Annotated in this window: 12 protein-coding genes and 4 tRNA genes; all 16 read right to left on the minus strand. The window is 35.6% G+C overall.

Going from position 1 to position 20,910, the window contains the following annotated elements:
* Positions 1-6: 6 nt before the first annotated feature.
* Complete coding sequence (locus B2741_RS01615; protein WP_291134820.1) at positions 7-507, minus strand: GNAT family N-acetyltransferase; 501 nt, start codon at positions 505-507, stop codon at positions 7-9.
* A 69-nt stretch (positions 508-576) separates the two neighbouring features.
* Entirely contained in the window at positions 577-6,948 is a 6,372-nt protein-coding gene (locus tag B2741_RS01620; protein WP_291134822.1) for a T9SS type A sorting domain-containing protein, read from the minus strand.
* Between the two features lie 165 nt (positions 6,949-7,113).
* The gene (locus B2741_RS01625) at positions 7,114-7,422 is read right to left on the minus strand and encodes a DUF3467 domain-containing protein (RefSeq protein WP_133610627.1); all 309 of its coding nucleotides are present in this window, start codon (positions 7,420-7,422) and stop codon (positions 7,114-7,116) included.
* Positions 7,423-7,607: 185 nt separating this feature from the next.
* Positions 7,608-11,915, minus strand: a complete 4,308-nt coding sequence (rpoC, locus tag B2741_RS01630; RefSeq protein ID WP_291134825.1) for a DNA-directed RNA polymerase subunit beta' — start codon at positions 11,913-11,915, stop codon at positions 7,608-7,610.
* A gap of 242 nt (positions 11,916-12,157) precedes the next feature.
* Positions 12,158-15,970, minus strand: coding sequence for a DNA-directed RNA polymerase subunit beta (gene rpoB / locus B2741_RS01635; RefSeq protein ID WP_290819751.1), 3,813 nt, complete (start codon positions 15,968-15,970; stop codon positions 12,158-12,160).
* A 240-nt stretch (positions 15,971-16,210) separates the two neighbouring features.
* Complete coding sequence (gene rplL / locus B2741_RS01640; protein ID WP_008256592.1) at positions 16,211-16,582, minus strand: 50S ribosomal protein L7/L12; 372 nt, start codon at positions 16,580-16,582, stop codon at positions 16,211-16,213.
* A gap of 55 nt (positions 16,583-16,637) precedes the next feature.
* Positions 16,638-17,135: a 50S ribosomal protein L10 gene (rplJ, locus tag B2741_RS01645; protein WP_008256591.1), complete on the minus strand. Its 498-nt coding sequence runs from the start codon at positions 17,133-17,135 to the stop codon at positions 16,638-16,640.
* A 22-nt stretch (positions 17,136-17,157) separates the two neighbouring features.
* Positions 17,158-17,847 (minus strand): 50S ribosomal protein L1, encoded by a 690-nt coding sequence (rplA, locus tag B2741_RS01650; protein ID WP_291134828.1) that lies wholly within the window; start codon positions 17,845-17,847, stop codon positions 17,158-17,160.
* A 20-nt stretch (positions 17,848-17,867) separates the two neighbouring features.
* Entirely contained in the window at positions 17,868-18,305 is a 438-nt protein-coding gene (gene rplK, locus B2741_RS01655; RefSeq protein WP_026724872.1) for a 50S ribosomal protein L11, read from the minus strand.
* Between the two features lie 66 nt (positions 18,306-18,371).
* Complete coding sequence (gene nusG, locus B2741_RS01660; RefSeq protein WP_291134831.1) at positions 18,372-18,923, minus strand: transcription termination/antitermination protein NusG; 552 nt, start codon at positions 18,921-18,923, stop codon at positions 18,372-18,374.
* A gap of 10 nt (positions 18,924-18,933) precedes the next feature.
* Complete coding sequence (secE, locus tag B2741_RS01665) at positions 18,934-19,128, minus strand: preprotein translocase subunit SecE (protein WP_133610637.1); 195 nt, start codon at positions 19,126-19,128, stop codon at positions 18,934-18,936.
* Positions 19,129-19,143: 15 nt separating this feature from the next.
* Positions 19,144-19,215 (minus strand) — tRNA-Trp (locus tag B2741_RS01670).
* A 53-nt stretch (positions 19,216-19,268) separates the two neighbouring features.
* Positions 19,269-20,456 (minus strand): elongation factor Tu, encoded by a 1,188-nt coding sequence (gene tuf / locus B2741_RS01675; RefSeq protein WP_133610639.1) that lies wholly within the window; start codon positions 20,454-20,456, stop codon positions 19,269-19,271.
* A 57-nt stretch (positions 20,457-20,513) separates the two neighbouring features.
* Positions 20,514-20,585, minus strand: a tRNA-Thr gene (locus B2741_RS01680).
* Between the two features lie 71 nt (positions 20,586-20,656).
* Positions 20,657-20,738: transfer RNA gene (locus tag B2741_RS01685), tRNA-Tyr, on the minus strand.
* 32 nt (positions 20,739-20,770) lie between these two features.
* Positions 20,771-20,844: transfer RNA gene (locus tag B2741_RS01690), tRNA-Thr, on the minus strand.
* Positions 20,845-20,910: the final 66 nt, after the last annotated feature.

Consider the following 20,910-nt stretch of genomic DNA (forward strand, 5'->3'; position numbering starts at 1 on the left):
ATAATCTTATTGCATAATATTTACTTCCATCACATAATCATCCATTACATAACCGTTTCCAATATCAATTACTTCGTCTTTTACTTTTGTAAAGCCTAGTTTGGTGTAAAAATGTATGGCATTGTTGTATTTGTTAACGTTTAAGAAAATGGCTTTTTGGTTATTTTCAATGGCTTTTTCTTTTACGAGTTCAAAAAACTGTCTACCTAAACCTGTTCCTTGTGTTTCGGGTAAGACGTATATTTTATGTATTTTTGTTTTGTTGGGTTCGCTATTAATTTCATAGGAAACAAAACCTACGTACTTTTCATTTTCATCTTGTGCCAAATAAAAAACGTGTCCTTTAACTTCTATTTGTTCACGCAAAGCGGTTTCGTTATAAAACTTATCAATCATGTAATCTAGCTGTGCTTTTGACAAGATTTCGCCATACGCTACGGGCCAAATTTTCTTGGTTAAGTCGATTACTATAGGAAGTTGTTCAATTTTTAATGCAGTCAATTTCATGTTGCTAAAATAAAAACAAAAAGGGCCAACCTCGAAAGATTGACCCTTTTTTATTTAAAAAACTTAACTTTATTTTTTAATTACTTTAATTTCAGTTTGGTTTCCACCTGCGTTCACTTTTACAATATACATTGCAGCAGCTAATTCAGACATGTTCACCTCAACCTCAGTTTGATTTGGTGTTACTTGTTTCACCAATCTTCCACTTAAGTCATACACGTTAATTGCAGTAATTTCTTCATTATATCTAATTGATAAAATGTCTACAACTGGATTAGGATAAACAGTTAAAGCATTCATATCAAAAGAAGAAGATCCTAAAGTAGTAACATCAAAACAAGTACTTCTAGAAGTACATCCGTTTAATGTAACATCTACAGCATAACTACCAATTGCAGTTGCTGTATATGATTGTGATGTAGCACCTGAAATAATTGTATATACAGGACCCGCAGCACAAGTATACCATTGGTAAGTTGCACCAGTTTCAGCGGCAGTTAATGTATCGTCTACACGAGTTATTGTCGTATCTGGTAATGCACTTACTGTAACACTTACAGTATTACTTGTAAAACATCCTGTTGCTCCAATTGTTGCAGTAGCAGTATAAACCGTTGTGCTAGGAGTTGCAGACTGTACATAAACTGTTGTTGCATTTGTTCCTGTATATGGAATTGTTGCTCCTGCATCAGTAAATAAATTAGTTACTGGAGACCAAGTAATGTTAGCTGTTTCTAATGTAGAAATTCTAAGGTTTGGTCTTGTTGTAGTAGCTGTAGGAGCTGTTACATTTGTACAAACAGTAGCATTATTATCTTGTGATAAATACAAGTTTAATCCAGTAGCCACAACTGTAGATTCAACAGAAATGTTATTTGCACTAACACCTCCTCCATTGTTATTATTGAAACAAGTTTCAATTAATAAACTTGAAACACCATCCCATGTTAAAGGAGTAGAAAGAGTAAAATCGATATTTCCTGCTCCAGTACTAGGAGTGTAATTAGTAGGTGCTAAAACAACGTTGGTTGCACCAGGAATAAATGCTGTTCCTAAAGTTGTATTAGAAACAAATCCTGCATTAATTGTAAAGTTATTCAATGCTATAGGAGTTCCTGATAAGGCAATATACCCAATTGAATTGATACTTTGTCCAGCTGCTATACCTAAAGCAGTTAATTCAGCAGGTGTATAAAGTGCTTGCATTTTTGAACCACCAAACCAGCCTTTGAAAGGAGTTGATCCTGTATTAGTTGCAACACCTGAACCTAGTTTTCCTACTACTCCTAAAGTTCCGCCTGTAACAGCTAAACTTTGAATTGTATTAACACAAATAGTAGGTGCTACTGGAGTAATTGTTACGCCCGTTGGCAATGGATTTACATTTACAGTAAATGTTGCGGTTGTAGAACATAAAGCTCCAGAAGTTTGAGTAGCTGTTAAAGTATAAGTTGTAGTAATTGTAGGATTGAAAGTCCAACCAATTGTTTCATCACCAGTAACCCCAGTTGCAGGAGACCATACAAAAGTATTATAATCTAATGCACCAGCAGTTAAAGTAACTGCACTAGAAGAATTTCCAGAACAGATTGTTGTAGTAGCTCCACTCAAGGTTAATGCTGGAGGTGAAGAAACAGTAGCAACAACAGGTACTCTTGTTGAAGTACAAGCCGCTTGACCACCAAAAATCACATTAAGTCTATTTACAGAAGTTGTACCTGTAGTAGTTGCGCCAGTATAACTATTTACCCACAATACTTTATTATCTGCTGTTGCAGTAAAATAAGTTTGCGAATTATTAATATTATCAGCACCATCATGAGTTACGTTTACAACGATATTAGACACTCCATCCCACATATAAGGAGTAGCAAATGTAATAGTTTGCCATCCGCTTGCAGTATGAGTATAAGTCGAAGGTCCATATACTGTTGTATAACCAGTTGTTGCTAAGAATGTATTATTAGCAAAGTTATTCCCTGCTGTTGTACCAATTCTAACAGTAAAGTTGGCGTTTGTTGCTGCATCACCTAATGAAGCAATATTATATGCCATTGAAGTAATATTACCTGCACTTAATCCAGCAGCTGTTAATTCTGCAGCCGTATAAATTGTTTGACTCCAATAATTTGGCCATCTGTTACAAAATGCTGTTGGTTGAACTGTAGCACCTGTTAAAGTACCACCTGTACCGATGGTAACAAAACCTGGAGCAGCAGTTGTTGCAGCAGCATAATAAGTAGTAGTAGCACTAATTGAAGGAGTTGTAAATAAATTACCTGAAGCTAATGAAGCACCACCTGTTGCAGCTGCAAACCAATTAATAGTTGCACCAGCGCTTGGTGTAGCACTTAAATCAACTGTTCCTGTTCCACATCTTGTAGCTGGCACAGTTGCAGTTACTTCATTTGCAAAAGTAATTTGAACTGGAACTGAAGCAGCAGTTGAAGGACCTGTTGCACAAGTAACTTCACACATAAAATATGTAGATGCAGTTGGAGTAGTTGAATATGTTGGGTTTGTTGCCGCAGCAATTGGCGAATATGTCACTCCATCTGGAGATGAAAACCATTGATAAGAAACCCCTGAACCCGTTGTTAAATTTTGTAAACTTAAAGTAACCGAAGTTCCTAAACAAATTGCATTACTTGACGCAATTGTATTACCTGGAGTTGGAACTCCAACACAAGCGTTAGAATCTGCATAACTTAAGAAACCGGTGTAGTTTGCAGTTAGTACAGGTGTAGTTGATTGAGTTGAAACTCCTGCAACAGCAGTAGCAACCGATCCAAATGTACTAGTATACTCTCCACTAGCAGAAGGCGCTTGAACAGGAATACTTGTTGCTAAAATTCCAGCATCACCTACTCTAACATTAATATCAGTAATTGTTCCTGACACTAATGGTAATTCCCATCTTCTGTTGGTTGCCATATTTGCAATCGCAGCATTTTGTGTTCCAGTATTAGAATCAAAAGTTTCTGCCTTCATTACAGTTGCAGCGGTAGTAGCTGGTGCAGCCCACACAGGAGCATAAGCTACTTTACCAACAGGGAATAACAAATAATTTGTATTTGCATTAGCATTAGAAATAGTTCTTGCAAATGGACCTCTAACCATGCTAGTAGCACTTGGCGTACCTGCTAAAGTTCCTCCTGCAGTTGCAGTTCCTAATGTTAATAAATTTGTATTTGTAGTATTAATAATACCAGATGTCATTGTTAATGTACCACTAACTGATAAAGGTATATTTAACGTTACACCTGTTGCATTAGTATTATTAACCGTCAATGACGTTAAGTTTGCTGTTGGAGCAGCAGCTAAGTTTCTATAAACTCCTGTACCTCCAATTGTTTGAGCATTTGTAGTTGCAGTTTCAGCACCATTTAAATAATTAGCTAAGCCTAATAATGTAGTTGAAGTAAAAGTACCATTATTAACAATGTTACCCGCTACATAAGACGTTGCAAAAATTACTTCAGAACTTGGTGCAATTGTTACATTTCCACTGAAACCTAACGACCAAGCCGTTGTAACTTGTCTATTTGTACCACCTAAAGTGTTTACTTCTAAGTTACCAAATAAAATTCTATTAGATCCTACAAAAGTATTTAATCTAAAACCATTAGTAGCATTACCACCAGCATCTGTTGAAACACCATCACCTAATTTAAGCGTATGTGTATTAGGAACATTCACATGTGCAGTACTATTACTATAAGCTAATGTATTTGATGCAGTAGCATTCGCATGTGGATCCAAAATAGTTAAAGCACCACCTGTCCAGTTAATAAATTGTGAATTTAATTGTACGATTGCAACTCCAGAAGCTACTGAATTTGCAGCAACGCCACCTTCATTACCATCTACCAAAATATCACCACCACTTTGATTAAAAGTTGAAGCAGCATTATGTACCATATTACCATTAACTGCTAATAGACCTCCAGAAACGGTTAAAGTACCACTATTTGCTAAAGTATTATTATTTAATGTACAACCCACTGTTAAATCTCCTGCAGAAACTACTAAAGTTCCTCCAGTTGCAATAGTTACATTTCTTGCCACATTACCAGATGTAGTAGATGTAACTGTATGACCATTTGCAATTACAGCTGAGTCTGCACATGTTGGCACTACTCCACCATTCCAAGTTGAAGTTGCATTCCAATCTCCTGATGCAATAGAAACGACAGGAACATCAGCTGCATTAACTCCAAGGTATAATCCTGTTGCTGAAGTTAAATCTGCTGTTGAAACTCCACTTCTTTGTCCGTAAGGTGCATTTGAAGTATTAACGTGAGTACCTGACAATGCCACGCTTTCTCCAGTAATTCTAGCACCAATTGCAGTTGTAAAGAAAGCATTTGGAGTAAACATTGTTACCCAGTTTGAAGTCGCAGCAGGTGTTGTACCATCTAATGTAACTACAAAATTACCATCCCATTGATTAGTAACCGTATAAGCACCATCAACAATACTTAAACCAGTAGTAGTCGTTGTAGCATTATTGTATGTTACAGCATATTTACCACCCGCAGTTGGAGTTGTTCTACCGATGTAGAAGATTCTTTGTTCACCTGTTGGAGAATAAAAAGGATATCTTCCAGCAGCACCTGTTGGAATCGTTGTTGGACCTGATGTAGTATACCCTGTCTGACCAGCTGTCCACCATCTAGAGAATGTTCCATTCAAGAAACCTCCATTAGTAGCTGTAAATGTATTACCTGTATCTGCAGCAACTGCCGAACCAATTCCAAAAGTAATTTTATTACCATTTAAATTAATTTTAGCATTAGCTATATTTAAATTATATGCAACACTCACACCATCAAAACCCCAATTAATATTAGGAATTGCTGTTGATGTATTAGTGAAAATTAAATTTCTTATTAAATTATTAGCAAACGTTCCAGAACCAGTAATTGACTGAACTGCACTACCGTTTAATGTTAAACTTCCAGCAGTTGTTGCTCCAATAGAAAGATCAATATTTCCATCGTTTACAATATTTCCTGAAACTACAATTGCTTTACCAGTTGTTCCATTGAATACAAGGAACTCTCCTCCAGCTTCAACAGTTAAATTTCCATTTACATTAAATGTTGTTGGTGTTGCACCAAACTCTAAAGAACCTTGAACTGTTAAGTTATTAATTGCTAAACCAGCTACATCAATTGTTACTGTATGAGCTGCAACGGTTGCGCTATCAAATCCTGTTGGAACTGCATTTGCGTCCCAAGTAGCTGGATCAGACCAGTTACCATTAGCGATAGAAATAAATACTCCTGGAGCATTTGTTGCTTGAGAACCTGAAATTTCTGTTGAAAAAACAGCCTCTGATATTGCTTGAACTTTATAATAATATAAGGTACTTGGCGTTAAACCTGTTTGGATAGAATTATACGCACCACCAGTTGCTGCTACCGATGTTGACGCTACAATTGTAGTAACAACATTAGTAGTAAAAGTTGCATCTGTAGCTCTTGTTACTAAAAATGCAGATTCATTAGTTGAATCATCAACCCAGTTTACTGTAGTTCCCGCAGAAGAAATTCCCGAAAATGTTAAAGTTGTTGGTGCTGCAACTGCTAAAGTTGATGGTGTAAACACATAAGTTCTTCTTGAACCATCAGCACTTGAATTTAAATTTGCAATCGCAGCTACTGCGTAAGTATTATTTACAAAAGTAGTACCGTTAGTTGTAAGTGCATTTGTTGAAGAGGTTATTGAAGCAATTTTACCTGCTACAGCTCCTCCTGAAAAACCAACTATTGGACCAGTAGTAAAAGTATTAGCAACAGACATTGCGCCATAAACAAATTCAATAACTCCTGAAGTTTCATAAATCCTAGCTTGATAGGTACCATTTGAAGTAGTTGATTCATAATCCATCTCCATATTTAACCACTCTATAACTAGAGTTCTGTTTGGGGCTGAACCAACTACTTTATAATGCACTTTACCAGTGGCATGAGTTGCTTGATCACCACCAAAAGGCGCTACAAACATTGTTGTAGCCGAACCCACATTAGTAATGCCAGATGTACCTATTGCAGTATTCCCTAAAGCCATAGCTCCATTTGAGTTGGCTGAGAAATTAGTTTGCACTGCCCCCATACCAATAAAGTTAAAACCTATTGCTTGAACTGTAGATGCTGAATCATCTAGACCAGAAGCAAGCAATTGAGTTGTTCCTGTTGACATATCAACAGTATTTCCATTAGCATCGAGAGCCAATGAACCAGTTGTTGTTGTACTAAAGGCATAGTTTGTTACTGATTGTCCTTGTACAAAAACAAAAGAAAACAACATCAAAAACACAGTCATAAAGGATACCAAAGCTCCTTTTTTTCCCGTGAAGGATGTCGATTCTTGTTTTTTTGAGTTTGCTGAGCCTTTTAAAAGACAGGTCTCAACCGAATCGTAATTGTTTATCATATAGTTAATTTTTGTTAATTGTTGTAAACAGGTTTAACCCTATTTACAAAAAGCTATACAATTTCCAAAAAAAAACAACAACTAAGACAAATCACCGATGAAATGCGGTATTAGTCGATGAAATACATAAATAATAATTCCTCAACCTTGTTGAGGAATTATTATTTATGCTTGCCCAGTTGGTCCAAAATTTAGAGGAATTGGAGGTTGCTCACTCTCTTCAATTTTTCCGTGTGCAGCTTCAAATCGATGAATATTTTCTCCTAATGCTTTTAACAAACGTTTGGCGTGTTGCGGTGTTAAAATAATCCTCGATTTTACTTTTGCTTTTGGCACTCCTGGCATAATCGTTACAAAATCGACTACAAATTCTGAATTGGAATGATTGATAATTGCTAAATTGGAATAGGTTCCTTCTGCTGTTTGTTCATCTAATTCGATGTTTATTTGCCCTTGTTGGTTGTTATTTTCCATAGTTTTTAATTTTTAAACATGTGTAAGTCATATAAGTTTTTCTACTTTGGTTAGACTTACGTTGTGTTATTAAGTTTATTTAAGTGGTATTCAATAATCTTATACAAGAATAAGTATAATTTCGATTAAAAAAAAACCTAACAGAAAAATCTGTTAGGTTTTTAGCATTTAAATAATCGTTGCTCTTAATAGTTGAACTCTTCTTTAGCAGCCATTAGTTCATTATATTCTTCTTTAGAACCTACTATTGTATTGTCGTAGTCTCTCATACCTGTACCAGCCGGGATTCTATGACCTACAATAACGTTTTCTTTTAATCCTTCTAACGTATCGATTTTACCTGCAACTGCAGCTTCGTTCAATACTTTAGTTGTTTCCTGGAACGACGCGGCAGAAATGAATGATTTCGTTTGTAACGATGCTCTCGTAATACCTTGAAGTACTGGAGTAGCTGTAGCCGTAATAACATCACGAGCCACTACTAAGTTTTTATCATTACGTTTTAATAACGAATTTTCGTCTCTTAACTGACGTGGAGAAATAATTTGACCTGGTTTTAAATTTTCAGAGTCACCTGATTCTTCCACAACTTTCATTCCGTATAATTTATCATTTTCTACAAGGAAATCTCTTGTATGCGCTAATTGATCTTCTAAGAATAATGTATCTCCTGGATCTACGATTCTTACTTTACGCATCATTTGACGAATTACCACTTCAAAGTGTTTATCATTGATTTTTACCCCTTGTAAACGGTATACTTCTTGAATTTCATTTACTAAATACTGTTGAACAGCAGATGGTCCTTGAATTCTTAAAATATCTTCTGGTGTAATTGCTCCATCAGAAAGTGGAGTTCCCGCTTTTACGTAATCGTTTTCTTGAACTAAGATTTGGTTCGAAAGTTTTACTAAGTATTTCTTCACTTCACCAAATTTAGACTCGATAGCGATTTCTCGGTTACCTCTCTTAATTTTTCCGAATGTTACAACTCCATCTATTTCAGAAACTACTGCAGGATTTGAAGGATTACGAGCTTCTAACAACTCTGTAATTCTTGGTAAACCTCCTGTAATATCTCCCGCTTTTGAAGAACGACGAGGAATCTTAACTAAAATCTTACCCGCTTTAATTTTTTCTCCGTCATCTACCATAAGGTGTGCCCCTACTGGTAAATTATAAGAACGAATCAATTCACCATCTTTACCATAAATTAATAAAGTAGGAACTAATTTTTTATTTCTACCTTCAGAAATTACTTTTTCTTGGAAACCAGTTTGCTCATCGATTTCAACTAAGAACGATTGTCCTTGTTCTAAATCTTCGTAAGCAATTTTTCCTGTAAATTCAGAAACAATAACTCCATTATACGGATCCCATTTACAAATTGTAGTACCTTTTTCAACAACGTCTCCGTCTTTAACAAAAATACTTGAACCGTAAGGAATATAGTGTGTATTTAATAAAATACCTGTTTTAGCATCTACTAATTTTAACTCAGTAGAACGAGAAATTACGATATCAACAGTATTTCCTTCAGAATCCTCACCTTTAACTGTTTTTAAATCTTCAATTTCTAATTTACCTGCAAAACGAGCAACAATACTAGATTCTTCAGAAATACCTCCAGCAACCCCTCCAACGTGGAACGTACGAAGTGTTAACTGTGTACCTGGCTCACCAATTGATTGCGCTGCAATAACTCCAACTGCTTCACCTTTCTGAGTCATCTTACCAGTAGCTAAGTTTCTACCGTAACATTTCGCACAAATACCTTTTGTAGCTTCACATGTTAATGGCGAACGTACTTCTACTTTTTCAATTGGAGATGCTTCAATCTTCTTAACATCAGCTTCTGTAATTTGTTCCCCAGCATAAATTAAAATTTCATTGTCAAGAGGATTAATTACATTTTGTAACGCTACACGTCCTAAAATTCTTTCTCCTAATGATTCAACGATTTCCTCATTTTTCTTTAAAGGAGATACTACAATTCCTCTTAATGTACCACAATCTACAGAGTTTACAATAACGTCTTGAGATACATCATGTAATCTACGAGTTAAGTAACCAGCATCGGCAGTTTTAAGAGCCGTATCCGCAAGACCTTTACGAGCACCGTGAGTAGAAATAAAGTACTCAAGAATCGAAAGACCTTCCTTAAAGTTAGATAAAATCGGGTTTTCAATAATTTCACCACCACCAGCAGTTGATTTTTTTGGCTTAGCCATCAAACCACGCATACCAGTTAACTGACGAATCTGTTCTTTAGAACCCCTAGCTCCAGAGTCAAGCATCATATATACCGAGTTGAAACCTTGTTGGTCTTCACGGATATTTTTCATTGCTAATTCTGTCAATTGAGCATTAGCAGAAGTCCAGATATCAATAACTTGGTTGTAACGTTCGTTATTGGTAATAAGACCCATACTATAGTTCATCGAAATTCCATCAACTTGCTCACGAGCATCAGCGATTAACTGTGTTTTTTGTTCTGGAATTCTAATATCACCTAATGAGAATGACAATCCTCCACGGAATGCGAACTTATACCCCATATCTTTCATGTTATCCAAGAAAGCTGCTGTTGTAGGAACGTCAGTCACCGCTAAGATTTTACCAATAATATCACGAAGTGATTTCTTAGTTAATACCTCATTAATATATCCTGCAGCTTCAGGTACTACTTCATTAAATAATACTCTACCTGCTGTAGTTTGGATAATTTTATAAACTAATTCACCTTCTTCATTAAAATCTCTTGCTCTAATTTTCACTCTAGCATTCAATTCTAATTTTCCTTCATTCAAAGCAATATTTACTTCTTCAGCAGAATAGAAAGTTAAACCTTCTCCTAAAATTTTCATTTCTGGTGTAGACAAACGCTCTTTGGTCATATAATAAAGACCAAGTACCATGTCTTGAGAAGGTACTGTAATTGGAGCACCATTTGCAGGATTCAAGATATTGTGAGAAGCCAACATTAATAATTGTGCCTCTAAAATAGCTTCTGGTCCTAATGGTAAGTGAACCGCCATCTGGTCACCATCGAAATCGGCGTTGAATGCCGTACATACTAATGGGTGTAACTGGATTGCTTTTCCTTCAATTAACTTAGGTTGGAACGCTTGAATACCCAATCTGTGTAACGTAGGAGCACGGTTTAGTAATACTGGGTGACCTTTAATTACATTTTCAAGGATATCCCATACAACTGGCTCTTTTTTATCAATAATTTTCTTAGCCGACTTAACTGTTTTAACAATTCCTCTTTCGATTAACTTACGAATAACGAATGGTTTGTATAGTTCAGCAGCCATATCTTTTGGAAGACCACATTCGAACAATTTCATTTCTGGTCCAACAACAATTACTGAACGAGCAGAATAATCTACACGTTTTCCTAATAAGTTTTGACGGAAACGACCTTGTTTACCTTTTAATGAATCTGATAAAGATTTTAATGGTCTGTTTGATTCTGTTTTAACTGCAGAAGCTTTACGAGTGTTATCAAATAATGAATCTACAGATTCTTGTAACATACGTTTTTCGTTTCTTAAGATTACTTCTGGAGCTTTAATTTCCATTAATCTTTTTAAACGGTTGTTACGGATGATAACTCTTCTGTATAAATCATTTAAATCTGAAGTTGCAAAACGACCTCCATCAAGTGGCACTAACGGACGTAATTCTGGTGGAATAACTGGAATTACTTTTAAAATCATCCATTCTGGACGGTTTTCTCTGTTTAAGTTAGACTCACGGAATGATTCTACAACATTTAAACGTTTTAACGCTTCTGTTTTACGTTGTTTAGATGTTTCGTTATTAGCTGCGTGACGTAAACTATAAGAAAGTTCATCTAAGTCTGTACGAGCTAATAAATCCATAATACATTCAGCACCCATTTTAGCGATGAATTTATTAGGATCGTTGTCATCTAAATATTGATTTTCCATTGGAAGTGTATCTAAAATATTCAAATACTCTTCTTCCGTAAGGAAATCTAATCTTTGTAATGATTCGCCATCAGCGTTTTTAGCAATACCTGCTTGAATTACTACGTATCTTTCGTAGTAAATAATCATATCTAATTTCTTAGATGGTAAACCTAAAATATAACCAATTTTGTTTGGTAACGAACGGAAATACCAGATATGAGCAATAGGCACAACAAGGTTGATGTGTCCTACTCTATCTCTACGTACTTTTTTCTCTGTTACTTCAACACCACATCGGTCACAAACGATTCCTTTGTAGCGAATTCTTTTATATTTTCCACAAGCACACTCGTAATCTTTTACTGGACCGAAAATACGCTCACAGAAAAGACCATCTCTTTCTGGTTTGTGAGTACGATAGTTGATAGTTTCTGGTTTTAAAACCTCACCTCTAGATTCTCCTAAAATTGATTCTGGAGAAGCTAATCCTATCGTGATTTTGTTAAATCTTTTGATTTGTTGCTTGTCTTTACTATTTCTATTATTCATCATAGTTTTTACTATTGATTTATTTTGCAATTAAAAATTGATTTTGAACAGCTGTAGCAATGCTACTTTTCTGTTGACTCGGATTACTTCTCTAAACTTCAAACCTAAAATTTTGAAGTGCTAATTATAAAAACCAAAAGGTTTAAATAAAAAATCGGAACGGTTTACGGTTATAAATCCTTAAAAACTTAATTATAAAAAGTATTCAGCTCCAAAAAAATCGGAACTGAATACTGCATTCTTTTTTATTCTTCTAATCTGATGTCTAATCCAAGACCTTTCAATTCATGCATTAATACATTGAATGATTCAGGTAATCCTGGTTCTGGCATAGTTTCACCTTTTACGATAGCTTCGTAAGTTTTAGCTCTACCAATTACGTCATCCGATTTAACAGTTAAGATTTCTCTTAAAGTACTTGATGCACCGTATGCTTCAAGTGCCCAAACCTCCATCTCTCCAAAACGCTGACCTCCAAATTGAGCCTTACCTCCTAATGGTTGTTGCGTAATTAACGAGTATGGACCAATTGAACGTGCGTGCATTTTATCATCTACCATGTGTCCTAATTTCAACATGTAAATTACACCCACAGTTGCACGTTGGTGGAAACGCTCTCCAGTTCCTCCATCATACAAGTATGTATGACCGAATCTTGGAATTCCAGCTTCGTCTGTAAATTCATTAATTTGATCTAAAGTAGCACCGTCAAAAATTGGAGTAGCAAATTTCTTGTTCAATTTTTGTCCAGCCCAACCAAGAACTGTTTCATAAATCTGTCCGATGTTCATACGAGATGGTACCCCAAGTGGATTCAATACGATATCTACTGGTGTTCCGTCTTCTAGGAATGGCATATCTTCATGACGAACGATTTTAGCAACAATACCTTTGTTACCGTGACGTCCTGCCATTTTATCTCCTACTTTTAATTTACGTTTCTTAGCGATGTAAACTTTAGCAAGTTTTAAAATTCCAGAAGGTAATTCATCTCCAACAGTAATTGTGAATTTCTCTCTTCTTAACCAACCTTGTAAATCGTTTAATTTGATTTTGTAGTTGTGAATTAAGTCGTTCACCATTGCATTAGTATGCTCATCTGTTGTCCATTGACCTTTAGTTAAGTGAGCAAAATCTTCTACACCTTGTAACATCTTTTTAGTGAATTTTTTACCTTTTGGTAATACTTCTTCACCTAAATCATTCATTACACCTTGAGAAGTTTTACCATCGATGATAACAAATAATTTTTCAATTAATTTGTCTTTCAAGTCAGTATACTTAACTTCAAATTCAACTTCTAATTTATCAACGTCTTCTTTATCTTTAGAACGTTTTCTCTTATCTTTTACTGCTTTCGCAAATAATTTTTTGTCTAAAACCACACCGTGTAAAGATGGAGACGCTTTTAATGAAGCATCTTTTACATCACCTGCTTTATCCCCAAAGATAGCTCTTAAAAGTTTCTCTTCTGGAGTAGGATCTGATTCTCCTTTTGGTGTAATTTTTCCGATTAGAATGTCGCCAGGTTTAACCTCTGCACCAATTCTAATCATACCGTTTTCATCTAAATCTTTAGTAGCTTCTTCAGAAACGTTTGGAATATCATTAGTTAATTCTTCGTTACCTAATTTAGTATCACGAACTTCTAATGTATAATCATCAATATGTAATGATGTAAAAATATCATCACGTACTACTTTTTCAGAAATTACGATTGCATCCTCAAAGTTGTACCCTTTCCATGGCATGAACGCCACTTTTAAGTTTCTTCCGATTGCTAATTCTCCGTTTTGCGTAGCATAACCTTCACATAATACTTGCCCTTTAGCAACTCTGTCACCTTTTCTTACGATAGGTTTAAGGTTGATACAAGTACTTTGGTTGGTTTTTCTATATTTGATTAATTGATATGTTTTATCGTCTGAATCAAAGCTTACCATGCGTTCTTCTTCAGTTCTGTCGTATTTGATAGTAATCATATTAGCATCAACATACTCAACAGTTCCGTTTCCTTCCGCATTGATTAATACTCTTGAATCAGAAGCAACTTGTCTTTCTAAACCAGTACCTACGATTGGAGCTTCAGGACGTAATAATGGAACGGCCTGACGCATCATGTTAGATCCCATCAACGCACGGTTCGCATCATCATGCTCTAAGAAAGGAATCAATGAAGCTGAAATCGAAGCAATTTGATTTGGAGCAACGTCTGTATAATGTACGGCAGTTGGAGCAACCACAGGGAAATCTCCTTCTTCACGCGCAATAACATTCGTAGCGGTAATTTTACCATTTGCATCCATTTCAATGTTTGCTTGAGCAATCATTTTACCTTCTTCTTCCTCTGCACTTAGGTACACTGGAGTAGACTCTAAATCTACAACACCATTAGTTACTTTACGGTAAGGTGTTTCGATGAATCCCATTCCGTTTACTTTAGCATATACTCCTAAAGATGAAATAAGTCCAATGTTTGGTCCCTCTGGTGTTTCAATTGGACAAAGTCTTCCGTAGTGTGTATAGTGAACGTCACGTACCTCGAAACCAGCTCTTTCTCTAGATAAACCTCCAGGTCCAAGGGCAGATAAACGACGTTTGTGTGTAATCTCTGCTAATGGATTGGTTTGATCCATGAACTGAGATAACTGGTTAGTTCCAAAGAATGAGTTGATTACCGATGATAATGTTTTAGCATTAATCAAATCGATAGGTGTAAACACCTCGTTATCACGAACATTCATTCTCTCACGGATAGTTCTAGCCATACGAGCTAAACCTACTCCGAACTGAGCTGATAATTGCTCACCAACTGTTCTTACACGACGGTTTGATAAGTGATCAATATCATCAATCTCTGCTTTAGAGTTGATCAATTCGATCAAATATTTAACGATTGTAATAATATCTTCTTTAGTTAAAACTTGTTTTTCCATAGGAATATCAAGGTTTAACTTTTTGTTCATTCTGTAACGACCTACTTCACCTAAGTTATAACGTTGGTCAGAGAAGAATAATTTATCTATAATACCACGAGCCGTTTCCTCATCAGGCGGTTCCGCGTTACGTAATTGTCTGTAAATATGTTCAACAGCCTCTTTTTCAGAGTTTGTTGGATCTTTTTGTAACGTATTGTGGATAATTGTGTAATCAGCCGCGTTGTTATCCTCTTTATGTAAAAGGATAGTTTTTACGTCTGCTTCAATTATTTCTTCGATATTATCTTTATCAAGAATTGTATCACGATCTAAGATAATTTCGTTACGCTCAATAGAAACTACTTCACCAGTATCCTCATCAACGAAGTCTTCATGCCATGTATTTAATACACGTGCAGCAAGTCTTCTTCCAGCATATTTCTTGATACCAGTTTTAGAAACTTTAATTTCTTCAGCTAAGTCGAAAATCTCTAAGATATCTTTATCTCTTTCAAATCCGATAGCTCTAAATAAAGTAGTTACAGGTAATTTTTTCTTTCTATCGATATACGCATACATTACGTTATTGATATCGGTAGCGAATTCAATCCAAGAACCTTTAAAAGGAATGATTCTGGCAGAATATAATTTAGTTCCATTTGCATGGAAAGACTGTCCAAAGAATACACCTGGAGATCTATGTAATTGCGATACAACTACACGCTCAGCACCATTAATTACGAATGTACCACTAGGAGTCATATATGGTATTGTTCCTAAATACACATCTTGAACGATTGTTTCAAAATCTTCGTGTTCAGGGTCAGTACAATATAATTTTAATCTAGCTTTAAGAGGCACACTATACGTTAAGCCTCTATCAATACACTCTTCGATGGTATATCTAGGTGGATCAATAAAATAATCTAGGAATTCTAATACGAACTGATTTCTCGTGTCCGTAATTGGGAAATTTTCCATGAAGGTATTATACAGCCCTTCGTTGCCTCTTTCGTCAGATTTAGTTTCTAATTGAAAAAAATCTTTAAACGATTTCACTTGAATATCTAGAAAATCTGGATATTGTGGAATGTTTTTTGTTGAAGCAAAATTTAATCTTTCAGTCTGATTAGCAATCATCAATGGATAAAATTTTGATTTAAAAAAAGTAATTTTTGTGTAAATACACTGTTTTAATAATACTTCCTTTTTAATAAACAATACATCTTTAAAATAAACCAGGAAAGATAGTTTAATTTTTTTCTTCGTTATTGTCTACTTTTTAACGCATAAAAAATACAATAATTTAATATACGCAAAATGGTTTAGGTCTTTGAGAACACTCTCAAGACCTAAACCTAGCTTTATTATGAGTAAAAATTATTTTAACTCAACTACAGCTCCTGCTTCTTCTAAAGCTTTCTTAAGACCTTCAGCCTCATCTTTAGAAACACCTTCTTTTACATTTGTTGGTGCAGCATCAACTAAATCTTTTGCTTCTTTAAGACCTAAACCAGTTAATTCTTTAACCGCTTTAACAACTCCTAATTTAGAAGCTCCAGCCTCTTTTAATACTACTGTAAATTCAGTTTGCTCAGCAGCAGCTCCAGCATCTCCACCACCAGCAGCAACTACAACAGCTGCAGCAGCAGGCTCGATACCATACTCATCTTTTAATATTGTTGCTAATTCGTTAACTTCTTTAACTGTTAAGTTAACTAATTGTTCTGCGAATTGTTTCAAATCTGCCATTTTTTCTATCGTTTAAAATGTTTTGTAAAAAATATAATTTATTTGTGCGTACTTATTATTCTGCTCCTTCTTCCTTGTTAGGTTGATTTTTAAGAGCTGCAATAACTCTTTGAGCAGGAGATTGTAATAATCCAATGATTTCTCCAATAACTTCTTCTTTAGATTTAATAGCTACTAAGCTGTCTAATAAGTTGTCACCGATGTAAATTTCTTGGTTAATGTAAGCTCCTTTAAAAAGTGGTTTTTCACCTTTCTTACGGAATTCTTTAATGATTTTTGCTGGACCATTAGCTGTATCCGCAATAAACATAGAAGTATTTCCTTTAAGAACTGTAGATAAATCACCAAAGTCACTATCAGAAGCTTCCATTGCTTTTTCAAGTAATGTATTCTTCACAACTTCTAATTTAATACCTGCTTTGAAACAAGCTCTTCTTAAATTTGAAGTAGTATCTGCATCTAGTCCTGAAATGTCTGCTAAATAGATAACATTAACATCCGCTAACTGTGCAGTTAAATCTTTAATCGCGATTGATTTTTCTTCTCTAGTCATACTAAAAATTTTTAACTACCAATTATACTGCTTTAGGATCTAAAGCAATAGCAGGACTCATTGTACAAGATAAGTGAATAGACTTAATATATGTACCTTTAGCTGCAGTTGGTTTTAATTTGATTAATGTTTGAACGATTTCGTGTGCATTTTCATAGATTTTATCAGCATCAAAAGATACTCTACCTATTCCAGCATGAACGATACCAGTTTTATCAACTTTGAAATCGATTTTACCAGCTTTTACTTCTGCAACAGCTTTAGCAACATCCATAGTTACAGTACCTGTTTTAGGGTTAGGCATTAAACCTCTTGGTCCTAAAACACGTCCTAATGGACCTAATTTACCCATAACAGCTGGCATAGTGATGATTACATCAATATCAGTCCAACCATCTTTGATTTTTTGAAGGTAGTCATCTAAACCTACGTGGTCTGCACCAGCAGCTTTAGCTTCCGCTTCTTTATCTGGAGTAACAAGAGCTAAAACTCTTACATCTTTACCAGTTCCGTGAGGTAATGTCACAACCCCTCTTACCATTTGATTCGCTTTTCTAGGATCTACCCCTAATTTCACTGCGATATCAACAGACTCATCAAATTTTGCAGAAGCAACTTGTTTAATTAATGCAGAAGCATCTTTTAAACTATAAAGTTTGTTCTTTTCAATTTTTGCTGCAGCCTCTTTTTGCTTTTTTGTCAATTTTGCCATTGTCTAATTCTTTTTAGAGATTAAAAAGGAGCATTCCCTGTTACTGTTATACCCATAGATCTAGCTGTTCCAGCAATCATACTCATCGCTTTTTCGATTTCGAAAGCGTTTAAGTCTGCCATTTTGTCTTCAGCAATAGTTCTAATTTGATCCCAAGTAACGTTAGCTACTTTTTTACGGTTAGGTTGCCCTGAACCAGACTTTAATTTTGCTGCTTCTAATAACTGAATTGCAGCAGGTGGCGTTTTAACAACAAAGTCAAAAGACTTGTCTTTATACACAGTAATTTGTACTGGTAAAACTTTGCCAGGTTTATCTTGTGTTCTAGCATTGAACTGCTTACAGAACTCCATGATGTTAACCCCAGCAGCCCCCAAAGCAGGTCCAACCGGTGGCGATGGATTCGCTGCACCTCCCTTAACTTGTAGTTTAACTACTTTACTAACTTCTTTTGCCATTTTTAAAAAAATTTAGCACATCTATCAATTGGAAGCGATTGATGTGATTTATATATGTAACGAAAATTATACTTTTTCAACTTGCATAAAACTCAATTCTAATGGTGTTTTTCTTCCGAAAATCTTAACCATAACTTCAAGTTTACGCTTTTCTTCATTTACTTTTTCGATAGTTCCATTGAAACCATTGAAAGGACCATCTACCACCTTAACTGTTTCTCCAATAGCATAAGGTATTGCAACATTATCTACTGTAACAGATAATTCATCTACTTTACCTAACATTCTGTTTACTTCAGATTGTCTTAATGGCACAGCATCACCTCCTTTAGTTTCACCTAAAAAACCGATAACTCCTGGAATCGATTTGATGATATGAGGAATTTCACCAGTTAAGTTAGCTTCGATCATAATATAACCAGGAAAGTATACTTTATCCTTAGCTATTTTTTTCCCATCTTTAACTTGAACTACTTTTTCAGTAGGAACAAGAACCTGAGAAATATAATCAGCCATACCTAATCTAGCTGTTTCTGTTTCAATGTAAGCTTTAACTTTGTTTTCCTGACCACTTACAGCTCTTACTACATACCACTTATTAACATTATTATCAGCCATACTGTAAGTACTATTTTAAAATGTTAAAAAAACCTTCAAGTGCTTTTACAAATAATTCATCAACACCCCAAGTTAATAGAGCGAAAACAATTGAAAATACAGCTACAATAATTGTTAAACGTTGTACATCTGCCCAAACTGGCCAAGTAACATTCGTTTTCAATTCATGAAATGCTTCAGATATGTAATTAACTACTTTTGTCATTTTAATCTTTATTTGCACGGGCGGAGGGATTCGAACCCCCATCAATGGTTTTGGAGACCACTATACTAGCCCTTGTACTACGCCCGTTTGTTAAAAAAACCAGCAGCGAACTGCTGGTTTTAATTATTATCGACTTATAATTAGTCTAAAATTTCAGTAACCTGACCAGCACCTACTGTTCTACCACCCTCACGGATAGCGAAACGCAAACCTACTGATAAAGCGATAGGGCTTAACAAAGTAACATCAATTGTTAAGTTATCACCAGGCATAACCATCTCTACACCAGCTGGTAAAGAAATAGTACCCGTTACGTCAGTTGTACGTACGTAGAACTGTGGACGGTAGTTATTGTGGAATGGAGTGTGACGTCCACCTTCTTCTTTTTTCAAGATATACACCTCAGCTTTGAAATGAGCGTGTGGTTTAACAGATCCTGGCTTAACAATTACCATTCCTCTTTTGATATCTTCTTTAGCGATACCTCTTAATAATAAACCTACGTTATCTCCAGCCTCACCTCTATCAAGGATTTTACGGAACATCTCAACTCCTGTAATAGTAGAAGTTAATTTATCAGCTCCCATACCAATGATTTCAACAGCATCACCTGTATTAGCAACTCCTGTTTCGATACGACCTGTAGCTACAGTTCCACGACCAGTAATTGTAAATACGTCTTCAACTGGCATTAAGAAAGGTTTTTCAACGTCACGAACTGGTAATTCAATCCAGTTGTCAACAGCTTCCATTAATTCCATGATAGTAGCAACCCATTTTGGATCACCATTCAATCCACCTAAAGCAGAACCTTGGATAACTGGACCATTATCACCATCATATTGATAGAAAGATAATAAATCTCTGATTTCCATTTCTACTAATTCCAATAATTCTGCATCATCAACCATATCCACTTTGTTCATGAATACAACCATTCTAGGCACACCTACTTGACGACCTAAAAGGATGTGCTCTCTTGTTTGTGGCATAGGACCATCTGTAGCAGCAACTACTAAGATAGCACCGTCCATTTGAGCAGCACCTGTAACCATGTTCTTAACGTAATCCGCGTGACCTGGACAGTCAACGTGAGCGTAGTGACGGTTAGCTGTAGAATATTCTACGTGAGATGTATTAATAGTAATACCTCTTTCTTTTTCTTCTGGAGCATTATCAATTTGATCAAATGATTTTGCTTCTGATAAACCAGCATCAGCTAATACTTTAGTAATTGCAGCTGTTAACGTAGTTTTACCGTGGTCAACGTGTCCGATAGTTCCAATATTTAAATGGGGCTTCGAACGATCAAAGGTTTCTTTTGCCATGATTTAATAATTTAATCTTAGTTATATATTAGTGTTCAAAAAATAAACTTTTTTAAGAGCCAATGACGGGAATTGAACCCGTGACCTCTTCCTTACCAAGGAAGCACTCTACCCCTGAGCTACACCGGCTTTTGTGTATTCAGAAGTTAGCCATCAGAATTCAGAAAAACCAAATCCTTATCTCTAAATTCAAAATCTCGTGGGGAGAGCAGGATTCGAACCTGCGAAGACGTAGTCAGCGGATTTACAGTCCGCCCTCGTTGGCCGCTTGAGTATCTCCCCAAACCTTTTACATTCAGTTACTTAAAACTTTGAGCCGATAGAGGGACTCGAACCCACGACCTGCTGATTACAAATCAGCTGCTCTAGCCAGCTGAGCTACATCGGCGTATGAATATAAAAAGTCCGCTATTTCTAACGGACTGCAAATGTATATAATTTATTTTTGAATCAA

Origin of the sequence: Flavobacterium sp. UBA7663, assembly GCF_002483315.1 — a bacterium.
GTDB lineage: Bacteria > Bacteroidota > Bacteroidia > Flavobacteriales > Flavobacteriaceae > Flavobacterium.